At 66.7% G+C, this 15,230-nt stretch carries 17 protein-coding genes; 11 read left to right on the top strand and 6 right to left on the bottom strand.

The features are described 5' to 3' along the window. Positions 1-37: 37 nt before the first annotated feature. The 6 genes from rimI to groL all read left to right on the top strand — a co-directional run bounded on the left by rimI (position 38) and on the right by groL (position 5,219). The gene (gene rimI / locus OG976_RS18695; protein WP_328363745.1) at positions 38-433 is read left to right on the top strand and encodes a ribosomal protein S18-alanine N-acetyltransferase; all 396 of its coding nucleotides are present in this window, start codon (positions 38-40) and stop codon (positions 431-433) included. Then, positions 430-1,533 (top strand): tRNA (adenosine(37)-N6)-threonylcarbamoyltransferase complex transferase subunit TsaD, encoded by a 1,104-nt coding sequence (tsaD, locus tag OG976_RS18700; protein ID WP_328351884.1) that lies wholly within the window; start codon positions 430-432, stop codon positions 1,531-1,533. Before rimI ends, tsaD begins: the two co-directional genes overlap by 4 nt. Continuing rightward, positions 1,530-2,012, top strand: coding sequence for a nuclear transport factor 2 family protein (locus tag OG976_RS18705; RefSeq protein ID WP_328351887.1), 483 nt, complete (start codon positions 1,530-1,532; stop codon positions 2,010-2,012). The genes tsaD and OG976_RS18705 overlap by 4 nt, the downstream gene beginning before the upstream one ends. Next, positions 2,012-3,016 (top strand): alpha/beta fold hydrolase, encoded by a 1,005-nt coding sequence (locus OG976_RS18710; RefSeq protein WP_328363748.1) that lies wholly within the window; start codon positions 2,012-2,014, stop codon positions 3,014-3,016. Before OG976_RS18705 ends, OG976_RS18710 begins: the two co-directional genes overlap by 1 nt. 200 nt (positions 3,017-3,216) lie before the next feature. Beyond that, positions 3,217-3,519 carry a co-chaperone GroES gene (groES, locus tag OG976_RS18715; RefSeq protein WP_003887755.1) on the top strand — a complete coding sequence of 101 codons (303 nt, stop codon included), beginning with the start codon at positions 3,217-3,219 and terminating at the stop codon, positions 3,517-3,519. An 80-nt stretch (positions 3,520-3,599) separates the two neighbouring features. Then, complete coding sequence (gene groL / locus OG976_RS18720; RefSeq protein ID WP_328351890.1) at positions 3,600-5,219, top strand: chaperonin GroEL; 1,620 nt, start codon at positions 3,600-3,602, stop codon at positions 5,217-5,219. A 178-nt stretch (positions 5,220-5,397) separates the two neighbouring features. On the opposite strand, the gene OG976_RS18725 is transcribed toward groL, so the two are convergent. Continuing rightward, the gene (locus tag OG976_RS18725) at positions 5,398-6,471 is read right to left on the bottom strand and encodes a hypothetical protein (RefSeq protein WP_328351893.1); all 1,074 of its coding nucleotides are present in this window, start codon (positions 6,469-6,471) and stop codon (positions 5,398-5,400) included. 79 nt (positions 6,472-6,550) lie between these two features. Between OG976_RS18725 and OG976_RS18730 the strand changes: the two genes are divergently transcribed. From OG976_RS18730 to OG976_RS18740, 3 genes are read left to right on the top strand one after another with little or no spacing between them, the layout of a single operon-like run. Further along, positions 6,551-7,279 (top strand): glycoside hydrolase, encoded by a 729-nt coding sequence (locus OG976_RS18730; protein ID WP_328351896.1) that lies wholly within the window; start codon positions 6,551-6,553, stop codon positions 7,277-7,279. Positions 7,280-7,307: 28 nt separating this feature from the next. Then, on the top strand, positions 7,308-8,159 hold the full coding sequence (locus tag OG976_RS18735) for a DUF4349 domain-containing protein (RefSeq protein WP_328351899.1): 852 nt from the start codon (positions 7,308-7,310) through the stop codon (positions 8,157-8,159). Further along, positions 8,156-8,956 carry an enoyl-CoA hydratase gene (locus tag OG976_RS18740; protein WP_328351902.1) on the top strand — a complete coding sequence of 267 codons (801 nt, stop codon included), beginning with the start codon at positions 8,156-8,158 and terminating at the stop codon, positions 8,954-8,956. Before OG976_RS18735 ends, OG976_RS18740 begins: the two co-directional genes overlap by 4 nt. Here OG976_RS18740 and OG976_RS18745 read toward each other — a convergent pair. Genes OG976_RS18745 through OG976_RS18760 form a run of 4 tightly spaced genes read right to left on the bottom strand, consistent with a single transcriptional unit; the run spans position 8,934 to position 12,662 of the window. After that, positions 8,934-9,770: an oxidoreductase gene (locus OG976_RS18745; RefSeq protein WP_328351904.1), complete on the bottom strand. Its 837-nt coding sequence runs from the start codon at positions 9,768-9,770 to the stop codon at positions 8,934-8,936. The genes OG976_RS18740 and OG976_RS18745 overlap by 23 nt on opposite strands. Before the next feature lies 1 nt (position 9,771). Then, on the bottom strand, positions 9,772-11,025 hold the full coding sequence (locus OG976_RS18750) for a hypothetical protein (protein ID WP_328351907.1): 1,254 nt from the start codon (positions 11,023-11,025) through the stop codon (positions 9,772-9,774). Beyond that, complete coding sequence (locus OG976_RS18755; protein WP_328351909.1) at positions 11,025-12,212, bottom strand: sulfotransferase family protein; 1,188 nt, start codon at positions 12,210-12,212, stop codon at positions 11,025-11,027. Before OG976_RS18755 ends, OG976_RS18750 begins: the two co-directional genes overlap by 1 nt. A gap of 6 nt (positions 12,213-12,218) precedes the next feature. After that, the gene (locus OG976_RS18760) at positions 12,219-12,662 is read right to left on the bottom strand and encodes a nuclear transport factor 2 family protein (protein ID WP_328351912.1); all 444 of its coding nucleotides are present in this window, start codon (positions 12,660-12,662) and stop codon (positions 12,219-12,221) included. A 116-nt stretch (positions 12,663-12,778) separates the two neighbouring features. Here OG976_RS18760 and OG976_RS18765 point away from each other — a divergent pair, with 116 nt between their 5' ends. Then, positions 12,779-13,669, top strand: coding sequence for an SDR family NAD(P)-dependent oxidoreductase (locus OG976_RS18765; RefSeq protein ID WP_328351915.1), 891 nt, complete (start codon positions 12,779-12,781; stop codon positions 13,667-13,669). A gap of 52 nt (positions 13,670-13,721) precedes the next feature. On the opposite strand, the gene OG976_RS18770 is transcribed toward OG976_RS18765, so the two are convergent. After that, complete coding sequence (locus OG976_RS18770; protein WP_133690705.1) at positions 13,722-14,012, bottom strand: WhiB family transcriptional regulator; 291 nt, start codon at positions 14,010-14,012, stop codon at positions 13,722-13,724. 365 nt (positions 14,013-14,377) lie between these two features. Between OG976_RS18770 and OG976_RS18775 the strand changes: the two genes are divergently transcribed. Further along, the gene (locus OG976_RS18775) at positions 14,378-15,193 is read left to right on the top strand and encodes a hypothetical protein (RefSeq protein WP_328351922.1); all 816 of its coding nucleotides are present in this window, start codon (positions 14,378-14,380) and stop codon (positions 15,191-15,193) included. The last annotated feature ends 37 nt before the right edge of the window (positions 15,194-15,230 follow it).

The raw sequence follows: 15,230 nt of genomic DNA on the forward strand, positions 1-15,230 counted from the left end.
GCAGAAGACCGACGCCGCCCGCTGCGCGGAACTGGAGATGCAGCTGTTCGACGGCGACGACCCGTGGCCGGAGTTCTCGTTCGTGCGGGAACTGGCCGCCGCCCACAACCGCTACGTCGCCGCCCGGGTGGACGACAAGCTGGTCGGCTACGCCGGGATCTCCCGGCTCGGCCGCACCCCGCCGTTCGAATTCGAGATCCACACCATCGGGGTCGACCCGGCGTATCAGGGCAAGGGCATCGGTCGGCGGATGATGACCGAACTGCTCGATGCCGTCGGCCCCGGCTCGGTGGTCTTCCTCGAAGTCCGCACCGACAACGAGCCGGCGATCGCGCTGTATGAAAGCCTCGGCTTCACCAGGATCGGTGTGCGCAAGCGGTACTACCAGGCCAGCGGCGCAGACGCCTACACGATGCGACGGGACGCGCAATGACAAATCTCCCCGAGTCGCTGCGCTCCTGCCCGCCGGCGACACCTACCCCCGAGTCACTGCGCTCCTGCCCGCCGGCGACAACCATCCTCGCCATCGAAAGCTCCTGCGACGAAACAGGAGTCGGTATCGCCCGCCTGAACGCCGACGGCACCGTGGCGCTGCTGGCCGACGAGGTGGCCTCCAGCGTCGACGAGCATGCCCGCTACGGCGGGGTGGTGCCGGAGATCGCCTCGCGGGCCCACCTGGAGGCACTCGGGCCGACCATGCGCCGGGCCTTGGCCACCGCGGCGATCGACAAGCCCGACGTGGTCGCGGCCACCATCGGACCCGGCCTGGCCGGCGCGCTGCTGGTCGGGGTCGCCGCCGCGAAGGCCTACGCCGCGGCATGGGGTGTGCCGTTCTATGCGGTCAACCACCTCGGCGGGCACCTGGCCGCCGACGTCTACGACCACGGCCCGCTTCCCGAAAGCGTCGGCCTGCTGGTGTCCGGCGGTCACACCCACCTGCTGCACGTGCGCTCGCTGGGCGAGCCGATCATCGAACTCGGCAGCACCGTCGACGACGCGGCGGGGGAGGCCTACGACAAGGTGGCCCGACTGCTCGGCCTGGGATACCCCGGCGGCAAGGCCCTCGACGACCTGGCCCGCACCGGCGACGCGGGGGCCATCGCGTTTCCGCGCGGTATGACCGGCCCGCGCGACGAACGGTTCGCGTTCAGCTTCTCCGGCCTGAAGACGGCGGTGGCGCGCTATGTGGAGAGCCACCCCGACTACAACGCCGCCGATGTGGCCGCGGGCTTCCAGGAAGCCGTCGCCGACGTGCTCACGTCCAAGGCCGTGCGGGCCGCGGCCGAGCTGGGAGTGTCGACGCTGCTGATCGCCGGCGGCGTCGCAGCCAACTCCCGGCTTCGCGAACTCGCCGAAGAGCGATGTGCCGCAGCGGGATTGACGTTACGCATCCCACGCCCGCGGTTGTGTACCGACAATGGGGCGATGATCGCCTCCTTCGCGGCCCATCTGATCGCCGCCGGTGCCTCGCCGTCCCCGCTCGACGTGCCCACTGACCCCGGCCTGCCGGTGATCGCGGGGCAGGTGGCATGAGCGCGGCCGACAAGCTCGAGATCACCGAACTGCTCTACCGCTACGCCGAACTCATCGACGCCGGCGACTTCGACGGCGTCGGGCAGTTGTTGAGCCGCGCCACATTCGGCGGTGCCAAGACGCCGATCGTGTCCGGCGCGAAGAACATCGCTGGCCTGTTCGCGATGACCACCCGTCGCTTTCCCGACACGGCATCTGATGTCGCCGGCCCGGCGGCTCCGGGTACCCCCAAGACCCGCCACCTCGTCCTCAATGCCCTCGTCGATCTCGACGGTGACAGTGCTGCCGCCCGGTCGACGTTCCTGGTCGTGCAGGCCACCGACGCCGTGGCGTTCCAGCCCATCGTCGCCGGCCGCTACTACGACCGATTCGCCCGCGACGGCGACGGCTGGTACTTCACCGAACGCAAGGCCGATGTCGAGATGGTGGGGGACGTGTCCGATCACCTGCTGATCGCCCCGGACGCGTTCGACAGGTGATGCACTACGACGTGCGGCTGCGGCCGGCGCAACCGCCCGCACCTGCCGCCGACGCGTTCACGCTCCACCGCAGTGAGGTCCCGCCCAGTCCCGGCCGCGACGGGCTGACGCTGGCGTACATCCACGAAGGGGTGGGCGGCTACCCGCTGCTCCTGCTGCACGGGTATCCCGAGACCAAGCGCATCTGGTGGCGCAACATCGCCGCGCTGGCCGATGCCGGCTACGAGGTCATCGCGCCGGACCTGCGCGGCTACGGCGACTCCGATCTGTCGGCGGACGACGTCTACGACTTCGCCGCCTACAGCCGCGACGTCTACCACCTGGTGCACGACGTGCTCGGCCACCAGCACTGCGGCGTGGTCGGCGGAGACGTCGGCGGGGTCGTGGCGATCGACCTGATCCACCGGTTCGACGGTTTCGTCGACAAGCTGGTGTTCTTCGATTCGGTGCCACCGCTGGTCTTCGAGGACTACATCGCCGCGGGCATCGACCCGGCGGCCGTGTTGCGCGACGGACCGACCGGCGACTACCGCCGGTTGCAAGGGCAGACGCCTGACGTGCTGGCCGCCGAACTCGACACGGCCGACAAACGCCGCCGCTACGTCGGAGGCATGTACGGCCACCGGTTGTGGGCTTCGCCGGGCACGTTCGACGACGCCGACGTCGACTTCATGACTGAGCCGTTCGCCACCGAGGCGCGGCTGCGGGCGGGGTGGGCGGTCTACCAGCTGGCCTACGGCAGAGCGGTCAGCGAGGCCCCCATCATGGATCGCAAGGTCGACGTGCCGACCCTGCTGCTCTACGGCATGGACGACCAGGTCGTCAGCCCCGACTTCGTGCATGCCTGCGAGGTGGCCTTCACCGACCGGACCGGGCCCGTCGTGCTGCCCGGCGCCGGGCATTTCCTGCAGTGGGAACGGGCCGACCTGTTCAATCCGCTGGTCATCGCGTTTTTCGGGGACGTCCGCGTGGCCCACGAGCGGCCGGGGACACCGGCGGGCTAAGCCCTGGGCGAATCTGCGCCGGGCCACCCTTGAGTGCTAGCACTCTCATGTATAGAGTGCTAGGTGGCACGCGGCCAACCCCCTGCGCCGGCTCCCGCGACGACGGCGCGAAGGCTTGGACGTATGCCGAACACCTGGTTAAACCGACAGGTCCGGGGAAAAGCCCCGGACCCGCACCCCTAACAGTGGAGGGCTCCATCGTGGCGAGCGTGAACATCAAGCCACTCGAGGACAAGATCCTCGTACAGGCCAATGAGGCCGAGACGACCACAGCGTCGGGTCTGGTCATCCCGGACACCGCCAAGGAGAAGCCGCAGGAAGGCACTGTCGTTGCCGTCGGCCCCGGCCGGTGGGACGAGGATGGCGAGAAGCGGATTCCGCTGGACGTCGCCGAGGGCGACACCGTCATCTACAGCAAGTACGGCGGCACCGAGATCAAGTACAACGGCGAGGAGTACTTGATCCTGTCGGCACGCGACGTGCTGGCGGTCGTCAACAAGTAGCACCCGTGTACCGCCCCGGCGATCCCCGCATTCGCGGGTGATTTCCGGGGCGGCATGCGTCAACAGGGCAGGAAGAACATATGAGCAAACTGATTCAGTTCGACGAAACCGCGCGCCGCGCAATGGAAGCCGGTGTCGACAAGCTTGCCGATGCCGTGAAGGTGACGCTGGGTCCGCGTGGCCGCCACGTGGTGCTCGCCAAGGCCTTCGGTGGTCCGACCGTCACCAACGACGGTGTGACCATTGCCCGGGAGATCGAGTTGGAGGATCCCTTCGAGAACCTGGGCGCCCAGCTGGTCAAGTCGGTGGCCACCAAGACCAACGACGTCGCAGGCGACGGCACCACCACTGCGACCGTTCTGGCGCAGGCGATCATCAAGCACGGCCTGCGCAACGTGGCCGCGGGTGCCAACCCCATCGCTCTGGGATTGGGCATCGGCCGCGCGGCTGACGCCGTCTCCGAGGCGCTGCTGGCCGCGGCCACCCCGGTGGCCGGCAAGACCGGCATCGCCCAGATCGCCACGGTGTCCTCGCGTGACGAGGAGGTCGGCGAGCTCGTTGGCGAGGCGATGACCAAGGTCGGCCTCGACGGCGTCGTCAGCGTCGAGGAGTCCTCGACCATGAACACCGAGCTGGAGATCACCGACGGTGTCGGCTTCGACAAGGGCTTCATCTCGGCCTACTTCGTCACCGACTTCGACTCGCAGGAAGCCGTCCTCGAGGACGCGCTGGTGCTGCTGCATCGCGACAAGATCAGCTCGCTGCCTGATCTGCTGCCCCTTCTGGAGAAGGTGGCCCAGGATGGCAAGCCGCTGCTGATCGTGGCCGAGGACGTCGAAGGCGAGGCGCTGTCGACCCTGGTCGTCAACGCCATCCGCAAGACGCTCAAGGCCGTTGCGGTCAAGGCGCCGTTCTTCGGTGACCGCCGCAAGGCGTTCCTCGAAGACCTGGCCATCGTCACCGGCGCGCAGGTGGTCAACCCCGACGTGGGTCTGCTGCTGCGCGACGCCGGCCTGGAGGTGCTGGGTTCGGCGCGGCGTGTGGTCGTCAGCAAGGACGCCACTGTGCTCGTCGACGGTGGCGGCACGCAGGAGGCCATCGCCGATCGGGTCAAGCAGCTCAAGGGCGAGATCGAGGCCTCGGAGTCCGACTGGGACCGCGAGAAGCTGCAGGAGCGGCTGGCCAAGCTGGCCGGCGGTGTCGCCGTGATCAAGGTCGGTGCGGCCACCGAGACCTCACTCAAGGAGCGCAAGCACCGCGTCGAGGACGCGGTGTCGGCGGCCAAGGCCGCGGTCGAAGAGGGCATCGTTGCCGGTGGCGGTTCCGCACTGGTGCAGGCACGCAAGGCGCTCGAGCCGCTGCGTGCGTCGGTGTCCGGTGATGAGGCCCTCGGTGTCGAGGTGTTCTCCGCCGCGCTGTCGGCCCCGCTGTTCTGGATCGCCACCAACGCCGGCTACGACGGTGCCGTCGTGGTCAACACGGTCAGCGAACTGCCCGCCGGGCACGGCTTCAACGCCGCGACGCTGACCTACGGCGACCTGATCGCCGATGGTGTGATCGACCCGGTGAAGGTGACCCGCTCTGCGGTCGTCAACGCCGCATCGGTGGCGCGCATGCTGCTCACCACCGAGACCGCGATCGTGGAGAAGCCGGCAGAGGCTGCCGACGACGGCCACGGCCATCACGGTCACGCGCACTAAATAGCACTGCCTCGACTGTGGGGCTTATGTACGCGATCTCTTCGATTTGCGTACATAAGCCCCACACTCGTCTCTGGGGCCTCGCGAGTGTGCGGTTTCGTCCGCGACTCGCCGCCTGGCGCGTATGCCGATGCACACTCGGCACCCGGAATTTCCGACGCCGCCGTGCTCGCCGTCGCTAGTGGAAGAACTGGGTAGCCGGGGGCGCGTTGTACACGTGAAGGAAGATCGTTAGCGCTACCAGCGCGGCATAGGTGCCGAGCGAGATCAGTCCGACCCGACGGTCGAGTGCGGCTGTCAGCGCTGGCGACATTTCTTGGTGGTTGCGTCGGCTGGCGAGGACCGAATAACCAGTCGCCGCCGCGATATAGATCATCGACAGGATGTAGATCACGTCCAGCATCGTCAGGTACTCGACAGACGGCAGGTCGCCTTCTGTGCTCCACTGCAGGGCGATGATGGTCAGCAGTGCAGTGATGCCAATGCCGGCGCGCGCCTCTTCCAGGCGAGCGGGAAGCACGAAGATCAGCGCGGTGATCAGGACGACGATGAAGATCGGTATGAAGAGTTTCACTATGTACGGCAATGCATTCCGCTTGACCGGAAGGTCGATCGTGATGCACGAGAAGGGCACGCCGTCAGGCGGAACTCTGCTGTCTCCGAAGTTGGTCTCGTATTGATGATCGATGATGGACAGCGTCGGGGTGCCCAGCGAGTATCCGGGAATCGTGTCCAGCAGTGACCTGTTGATCGAGATCGGCCGCGTGTCGGGCACGAAGTTCAGTGTGCGGGTGTCCGCGCGTTGGTCTTTGAACACCACTCGCAGCACCTGCGTGTCGAAGGGGTAGTTCTGCAGCATGAGCTTTCTGCTGAACACCCCCTGGTACCTCATGAGCATGTACTTGGAGCCATCAGGTTCCTCGACCGGTGCGTCATAGATCATCTGGGGCGCGACGCCTCCAGTGGACGAAGTTGTGGTGTTCTGAAAGCCGTTGGAGTTCATTACTTCAAGAGTGGCCGGCGGGTTGATGTTCGGATTCGTCCACCGCAACCAGAGGTAGACGTCCACGGTGAAACTCTCCGCGGCGACATCGATGTCCTGTAAGTCCTTGATGTAGGCGCCGACGAACACCCGATCTGCGCCGGCATCCGCGCTCGCCGGTGCAGGTCGCGTCAGAACGCCTGCCCAACCCGCCGCCAGAGCCATCAGGACGATCACCAGAGCAGCAACGCCGCGATGGCTGTGGGTCACTCGAACGACCACGCTTTTGCCGCCTGTCTTTCAGGGGCACCCCGAGCGGATTCTTGCACGTCGGAGACCTCAGCCGTCGATGACGGGGCGCGTGTCGCGGTTCTGTGGCAATGGCGCCATCGCCGCCGACGAGAAAAGTAAGCTGCTCGTCGTGGCGAAGGTGCTGGGCGGTAACGCAGGTCGCTGGTTGGCGGCCGGGCTGTCCGTCGTCGTCTCCGGCGCGATGTTCTATGCCCAAAGCCACGAGACCCCGCACCGTCCCGCCGCCCCGGCCGCATCGCCGACATCGACAGCGCTGCCCGCGCCGAACGTGACCACCCCTACCGAGGCCGAACTGCTGGCAGCCAGTGCACCGGTGGCCGACGCAGCGGGCTTCCAGTTCGCCCTGCCACCCGGCGACGTGGACGAGAAGAACATGCAGATCCACACCATCTGGGTGGCGCGCGCGATCAGCGTGATGTTCCTGGAGATCAACACCATGTACGGCTACCGGCAGGATCCGCTGAAATGGCATCCCAACGGGCTGGCCGTCGACGTGATGATCCCGAACTACCACACCAAAGAGGGCATCGACCTGGGCAACCAGATCGCCGGCTATGCCCTGGCCAATGCCAAGCGCTGGGGAGTGCTGCACGTCATCTGGCGGCAGGGCTTCTACCCGGGCATCGGCGCTCCGAGCTGGACAGCGGACTACGGCAACGAGACCGCCAACCACTACGACCATGTCCACATCGCCACCGACGGCGGCGGATATCCGACCGGCCAGGAAACCTATTTCCTGGGCTCGATGCGGTTAGCTCCGGCCTGATCGCGCGGCACCGCGCTAGCCTCGCTAGATGGACCGGACGCCGCCAAGACTGCGCATTGCACGATGGCTGGTCGCCGCGCTGGCGGTGCTGAGCCTGCTCACCGCGTGCACGGGCGGACCTGTGCGTCCCTCGCAGGCTCCCGCCGGTACCGCTGATGCGGTGCAAGCGCCTGTGCCTCAGGATGTTCCGAAAGCGCCGCCGCCGGTGCAGCGCGACGTAGTCAAGACGGCGGCGATGATCGTCAATGTGGCCGACCCCGCCGAGGCGGGCGACAAGGCCACCACGATCGTCGACACCCAGCAGGGCCGGGTCGACAGCCGCTCCGAAGACGCGGGATCGGGAACCGGCAGAGCCCGAACGACGATGGTGCTGCGCGTTCCCGCCGCCAAGCTCGACGACGTCATGCGCGAACTCAAGGCGCTCGGCACCGTCGAACACGCCGAGGTCACCACCGACGACGTCACCGCCCAGCGGGTCGACCTCGATGCCCGGATCAAGGCACTGCAGACATCGGTGGATCGACTGCTGGCCATCATGCGCGACGCCAAGGATCCCGAAGCGTTGATCAAAGCCGAAGATGCTCTCTCGCAGCGGCAGGCCGACCTGGACAGTCTGCGCGCCCAGCGCGAGGCGCTCGGCGACCAGATCGCCTACAGCACAGTCAACGTCACTTTCACCGCCCAGAGCATCGGCGGCCCGGCACCGAATCAGTATCAGGGCTTCTTCGGCCAGGTCCACCGAGGGTGGGACGCGATGGTGTCCCTCGCCAGCGATTCGGTGCTGCTGTTCGGTCTGCTGCTCCCGTGGCTGGCGGTGCTGGCCGTCGCCGGTGGCATCACCTACGGCCTCGTCCTGCTGGTGAAGCGGCGCCGGCCGTGACCGGCGAACCACTGGTGCTCCAGGACCGCGACGAGCGCGGCGTCGTCACCCTGACATTGAACCGGCCGCAGTCCTTCAACGCGCTGTCCGAAGCAATGCTCACCGCTCTTGGCTCTGCCCTCGACGCCCTCGCCGGTGACGACACCGTTCGTGCCGTCGTCCTGGGCGCCGCGGGAAAGGCCTTCTGTGCCGGGCACGATCTCAAGGAGATGCGCGCCGAGCCGTCGCTGGACTACTACGAGCAACTGTTCGCCCAGTGCACCGCGGTCATGCTGTCGATCCAGCGGCTGCCCGTTCCGGTGATCGCCCGGGTGCACGGCGTGGCGACGGCGGCCGGCTGCCAGCTGGTGGCGATGTGCGACCTCGCGGTGGCCAGCCCAGACGCCCGCTTCGCTGTCAGCGGCATCAACGTCGGGCTGTTCTGCTCGACCCCCGGAGTTGCGTTGTCCCGCAACGTGCCCCGCAAGGCGGCCTTCGAGATGCTAGTCACCGGAGACTTCGTCGGCGCCGAGGAGGCCCGGGAGTTGGGGTTGGTCAACCGGGTGGCCGAGCCCGACGCGCTCGACGACGAGATCGAGGCTCTGGTGGCACGCATCGTGGCCAAGCCGCGGGCCGCCCTCGCCGTGGGAAAGGCCCTGTTCTACCGCCAGATCGAAACCGGCATCGCGGCCGCCTATGACGATGCGGGTGCGACGATGGCCGCCAACATGATGGATCCGTGTGCGCTCGAAGGTGTACAGGCCTTCATCGACAAGCGCCCGCCGACGTGGTCGCCTACTGCCCGGCAGGGAAGTTGACGTCCTTGGTGACCGCTTCCCATTCGTCGATCGACGCCGACAGTGTGGCGATCTTGTCGCGCACCGCTTTGAGGACGTCGCGGCCCAGCAGCAACCGCAGCGGCGGTTCGTCCAGGGTGGACAGCAGCAGGACCGCCTCGGCGACCTTGCGGGGATCGCCGGGTAGGTGGTTGGCGAACTCCTTGATCAAAGTCTTTCGGCTGCCGACATTTTCCTCGTAGTCACCGATCGGGGTGTCCGACTCCCACATCGAGCGCGCGGCCCAGTCGGTGCGGAACGCTCCGGGTTCGATGGCGCTCACCTTGATGCCGAACGGTTTGACCTCCTGGGCCAGCGCCTCGGTCAGCGCCTCCAGGGCGAACTTGGTCGACGAGTAGTAGGCGTTGGGCGGATTGGCCACCAGGCCGGTCATCGACGAGATGTTGACGATGTAGCCGGACTTGTTGGCACGCATCCCCGGCAGTACGGCCTTGATGGTGTCGACGACACCGAAGTAGTTGGTGTCGAACAACTTACGGACCTGCTCGTCCTCGCCCTCCTCGACCGCCGACAGGTAACCGTTACCGGCGTTGTTGACCAGAACGTCGATGCCACCGAAGGCATCCTGAGCGGCTTGCACCGCGGCGGCGATCTGCTGCTTGTCGGTCACGTCGAGGGCGACCGCCACCGCACGGTCACCGAACTCGTCGACGAAGTCGGTGATGGTCTCGGTGCGGCGCGCGGTCACGACGACGGAGTGCCCCGACTCCAGTGCGGCACGGGCGATCTCGCGCCCGATTCCGGTGGAGCACCCCGTGATCAACCAGCGGCCCATGTCAGTTCGTCCCTTCTGGAAGCCGGCGCAGATACGCTGCCCGGCGCTCGGCGAGTTCGGTCGCGCGCTGCTGCTCGGACACCCGGCGCAGGCCCGGTACCTGGGCTTCGAGGTTGTCGAGCCTGACGACTCGTCCACGGGCACCCAGATCCTCGGTGGGCCCGTCGGGCCCGAACTCGGCCATCCGCAGCGTCAGAATCCCTTCGCGCAGACCATCGGAGTCGATCCAGTTGGCGACGCCCGGATCGGTGGGGGAGATGACATAGGTGTACGTGCCGTCGTCGTTGGCGACGGACTGGGACTTGTTGAGGCTGCCGGTTCGGTCGACGATGTCCAGCGTTGTGCCCCAGATGTTGCTCAGCGGAACGGTGAAGTATTCGGCACCGCCGTCGCCGACGTCGACGACAAACGCCTCGCCGGGGGCCAGATCGAAGCGGCCCATCACGTACACCTGGTTGCGCATCGCGCCGACCTTGTCGGCCGACCAGGCGAGGTTGAAGTTGTTGGGCGGCATCTTGTAGACGCCGTGGCTGAGCTTGCCGGTGAAGTTGGCGAAGTACGCCATCATGTCGGCAGTGGCCTCGGCCTGCTCGTCGAGCGTGCGGGGTGGGGTCGTCGGACGGTCACCGAGGCGCTGCACCGTCAGGTGGTTGGGATCGTCGCGCTCCCAGTTCAACAACACGTCGCGGATGTAGAACTCGTGCGCGTCGCTGGTGGTCTGAACATGGTTGGGGCGATCACCGGCCGGATCGGAGTCGACCGTGATGACGAAGGAGCCGTCGGAATCGACCGCCATGGTGCGGCCGTTGAGGACGGCGACGGTACCCATGTTGGCGTCCCAGAGGGTGAAGTAGTTCTCCGTCATCCGATGCTCGCCGACTCGGCCCCGGATCTCGTAGCGCTCCTCGCCCGAGATCGGGATGACGCGGTACACACTGTCGGGATTGTCGATCCCCCAACGTGATCCGGGAATGGCGCGCCCACCCACGGGGTGGCCCAGCCGGGTGATGCAGGTGACCTTGGGCCGCAGTTTGTCTTGGTTGGACGACCACACCGCCGCGGAGAACATCACTTCGGCGAAGGCGTCGTCGAACACCGCGCGCATGGCGTCGGAGGCCTTGGCCCGCCCGAGCCAGGTTTCGGCGACCGTGCTGTAGGCCGCGCGCACCGTCGGGTGTGCCATGAGTTCCAGCGCCGCCAGTTCCTGTTCGTGTTGGGAGGCCGTGGCGACCGGGTGATCTGTGTCAGCGAACATCATCTTCTCCTCGAACTGTCTGCGTCGGAACGGAAGCGGGAGTTGTAGCTGGCGAACCGTTCGGCGATCTGAGCCTCGCTGAGCCCGAAGTCGGCTGCGGCGTAGGGCGGTCGGGCCGGATCGCGGGGACGCTCGACGAGCCAGCGAAGCATCGCGGCCTCGGCCGGTGCGGTCAGTGGTACGCCGATCGCGTCGTACACGCGGGTCACCTGGCCGATGGGATCGGCTACGGCGTCGGTGAATTCGATGTCGGTGCACCGCGCCGACTCATCGGGCCATCTGGAACGTACCGCCATAGCCCGGTCGTTGGTCCAGCCCATTCTGCTGAGCCACTGCGCACCGACGCGGCTTCGGTCGACGTGGTCGGAGTGCATCGCGTGCAGGGTGGCGTTCAGGCTCGCGCCCGAGGCGATGGTGTCCCGGGGATCGCGGTGCATGTGAACGATATGCAGATCGGGGAACTGTGCCCGCAGCACATCGAGGTAGCCCAGGTGCGCAGGGGACTTCAGCACCCAACGCTGTGCGGTCCGACCACATTGCCGCTTCTGCCACTGCAGGAATTGCAGCATCCGGTGAAGGTAGGCGTAGGCCGGGGTGAAGTCCTGGGTATCGATCCAGGCTCGGTACTCGGGTACCTCGGCGCCGGATTCGGGCACATGAGACAGGAACGCGTCAGAGAGGAAGACGATCTCCTCTTCGGGTTCGCGGGCATGCATCGGATGGATGGCGAACAGTTCGGGTGTCATCTCGCGCGACACCGCCTCACGCTTTTCGCTGATGGCGACCCTGGGGTCCTCGTGGGCCGACCACTGGTAGTCGAGTTTGGGCGCGACCTCCACCACCTCCCAGCCGTATGCGCAGTGGAACCGGTCGTCGCACGCCAGCAGCCGTTGAAGCAGAGTGGTGCCGCTGCGCATCATGCCGACCACGACGATCGGCGCGACGATGGTCTCGTCCAGGATCTCCGGGTAGCGCCGAATCCATTCCTGGGCGCGCAATCGCATCCGCAGGCTGTGCACGAGGCCCGAGCGCAGGATGTGGCCCCCGATGTCGTTGAGATCCGCGGTGGCATAGCTTCCGGCGAGCACCGTCAGCGGTTCGCGGAAGCTCAGCGGGCCCCAGTCGTGCAGGCCTTCTTTCTGCTGCGCCTGGGCCGTCAGGCCGGTGACATCGAAGGGCGTTGTCACGGAGGTTCAGAACTTCAAATGGTGGCTGGTGTCGCCGACCTGGTCGACGAACATGACTCGGGTGTCGAACCACCACGTCCCGTCGAGGAGGTGGAAGGTGTCGCGGTAGTGGCCGGTGACAATGATCTGCAGCGACAGGTCCGGTGTGGCCTGGGTGACGCAGTAGTAGGCCTTGCCGTCGGCCCGCCCGGCCGCTTCGTCGACATAGATCTGAACGTTGCTGGTGAAGTGGCGCGTCTTGGGGGTGCCGTCCTCGTAGAGGCGGGTGGCCATCTCGTACATCGCCCGCACGCCGGCCGCCCCTTCGAAGGTGGCCTCGGGGGGCGCGTCCTCCATGGCGGTGATGCGCCCGTGGGTGAACAGCTGCGCCACGCCGTCGAGGTCGCCGGCGTCGAGTCGCTCGGCGTAGGTGTAGATCAGGTTCTCGATCTCCCGGGCGCTATCGCTCATGCCGTTAGACCCACTTCTTTGTAAAGTTTGTCAATGTGACCAGGATTACTCGATATTTCTCGTAGGTAATCAGGTGGAGGCTGTCGTGTCAACCACTCGGTGGCTATTCTCGCGGCGTGACTTCACACTGGTCGGCGAACCGACTCGGCAACCTCAGCGGCAAACGGATCATCGTGACCGGAGCGACCAACGGTGTCGGTCTGGGCACCGCTCGGGCTCTGGTGCGGGCGGGTGCCCAGGTGGTGATGGCGGTCCGCAACGTCGAGCTGGGCGCCCAACGCGCCGCCGAGATCGGTGGTGACACCCAGGTCGTCAAACTCGACCTCGCCGACCAGGCGTCGGTGCGAGCCTTCCCCGACCTGTTGGACGGTGACGTCGACATCCTGATCAACAACGCCGGGATCGTCACCCAGGCGCGAAGCGAGACCGTCGACGGCTTCGAGAGCATGCTCGGCACGAACTTCCTCGGTCCGTTCGCGTTGACCAATCTGCTCTTCGAACGGGTGCGGTCGCAGATCATCAACGTGGGATCCGACGGCCACAAGCAGGGCACCCTCGACTTCGCCGACCCGCACCTTCGGTCGAGCAAGTGGTCGTCATTCCCGGCCTATGCCCGCTCGAAGCTGGCGGTCATGCTGTGGGGACTCGAGCTCGACCGACGGCTGCGTGCCGCCGGGTCACCGGTCGTCAGCCATCTCACCCATCCGGGCTGGGTCGCATCCAATCTGACGAATCTGTCGGACAAGCGCGTGATGGCGGTGTTTCACTCCGTCGCGCAGTCGGCCGCCAACCGGCTGGGCAACGACATCGATGCCGGCGCCGCGACGACGCTGTACTGCATCGCCGAGCCGATTCCGCCGGGCAGTTACGTGGGTATCGACAGCAGGTTGGGGCTCAAGGGCGGACCGACTTTGAGCGGACGATCCGCTGTTGCCAGTGACTACGACATCGCCCGCCGGCTGTGGGCGTTCGCCGAAAAGGAGACCGGGACAACGCTTCCCGTGTGACGCCGAGAGGCCCACCCCGAGCCGGGATGGGCCTCTTGCGATGTTTGCTGCGTCAGGCGGTGCGGCGGATACCGCGCTTGAGCAGGAGTTCACGCTCCGACTCGCTCAGGCCGCCCCAAATGCCGTAGGGCTCACCGACCGCCAGCGCGTGTGAACGGCAATGGGCAATGACCGGGCAACTCCGGCACATCTCTTTGGCGCGCATCTCGCGCTGTGCGCGGGCCCGGCCGCGCTCGCCGTCGGGATGGAAGAACATTGAGGAATCGACGCCCCGGCAAAGGCCTTGCATCTGCCAATCCCAGATGTCGGCGTTCGGGCCGGGTAGCTGCTGCGGCTGTGGCATTGGAAAACCCCTCTCCCCGCGCATCTTTCGAACGCGTGAGTTGTGGAACCGATCCGAGCCTGTCGCCGATGACTACTCGTGCCCACAAAATTAGGGGTGGCTTGCAAAGGGAGTCAATAGTCCCGCCATGTGCGCAATCACATAACTGCAGCTTGAGAATTTACATCACGTTCATCATTGCGACCCACCGTCGCCGGCTGAAGTGCTAATTCGCCAGGGTGCAGCGTGACACTTCCGTGATTTACCCAGGATGGCCGGCCTGCCATTTCCTAGCGCTCAATAGGTAGTTGACATGCGCGTAACACTGCGACCACAAACTGTTAACTGACGTGTCTGCAGATCCGTGTTGATAACGTCGCCCCCACATGACTCCCACCACGCTAACCGCTGCGGCGTTCGGCGGCGATCCGGAATGCTGGCCGCTTCCCGGCGCGCAGTCGCCCGAAGACCTGTGGCTGCGCGCCGTTGCCGCGGGCGGTCAAGGGCACTACAGCAGCGCCCGCGCAGACCTCGATACGGTGCGGCGCCTCCAGCCGACGGGCCCGCTCGCCTCGCTGGCGCTGAGCACCCACGCGTCGTTTCTGCGGCAACTGGGCGGACACCGCCTCGCCCGCGGCTGGGACGGGCGTGCGTTCGCGCTCGCGTGCGCCGCAGGCGACACCCCGAAGGCAGCCGAAGCCGCCGTCGACGCTCTGGTCGGTCTGGCCGCCGACGCTCTGGGGGTCGGCCGGCTCGCCGCCTCGGCAGCACTGCTGGAGCGCGCCGGCGCCGTCCTGGATCGCGCCGACGCGCCACCGCCGCGATTGGCGATCCGGCTGGCGTGGGTGCGCGCCGAACTGGCGATGGCCGGCGGGCGGGGGACAGTGGCGCTGGAGAGCGCCGAGCGTGGTGTCGAACTTGCCGAGGCGGCGCTGCCGGCGCTACGCAGGCATCGGGTCAAGAGCGACGTGGTGCTCGCCGCTGCGCTGTGCAGTGCGGGCTTGCCTGACCGCTCCCGTGCGGTCGCCGAACGGGCGCTCACCGACGCGCTGACCTACGGGCTGGTGCCCTTGCGATGGGCTCTGGCGTGTCTGCTCGTTGATCTCGAAAGCACAACGCTTACGTCACAGCAAGTCTGGGCGATCCGCGACGAGAGCGCTGCAGCAATCGCACGGCGCGGCGGGCAGTGGTGCCCCGGCTAACGCCCGATCGTCAGCCTTGGCCGATATTGTCTAGCTG

The organism is Mycobacterium sp. NBC_00419 (assembly GCF_036023875.1).
Classification (GTDB): Bacteria; Actinomycetota; Actinomycetes; order Mycobacteriales; family Mycobacteriaceae; genus Mycobacterium.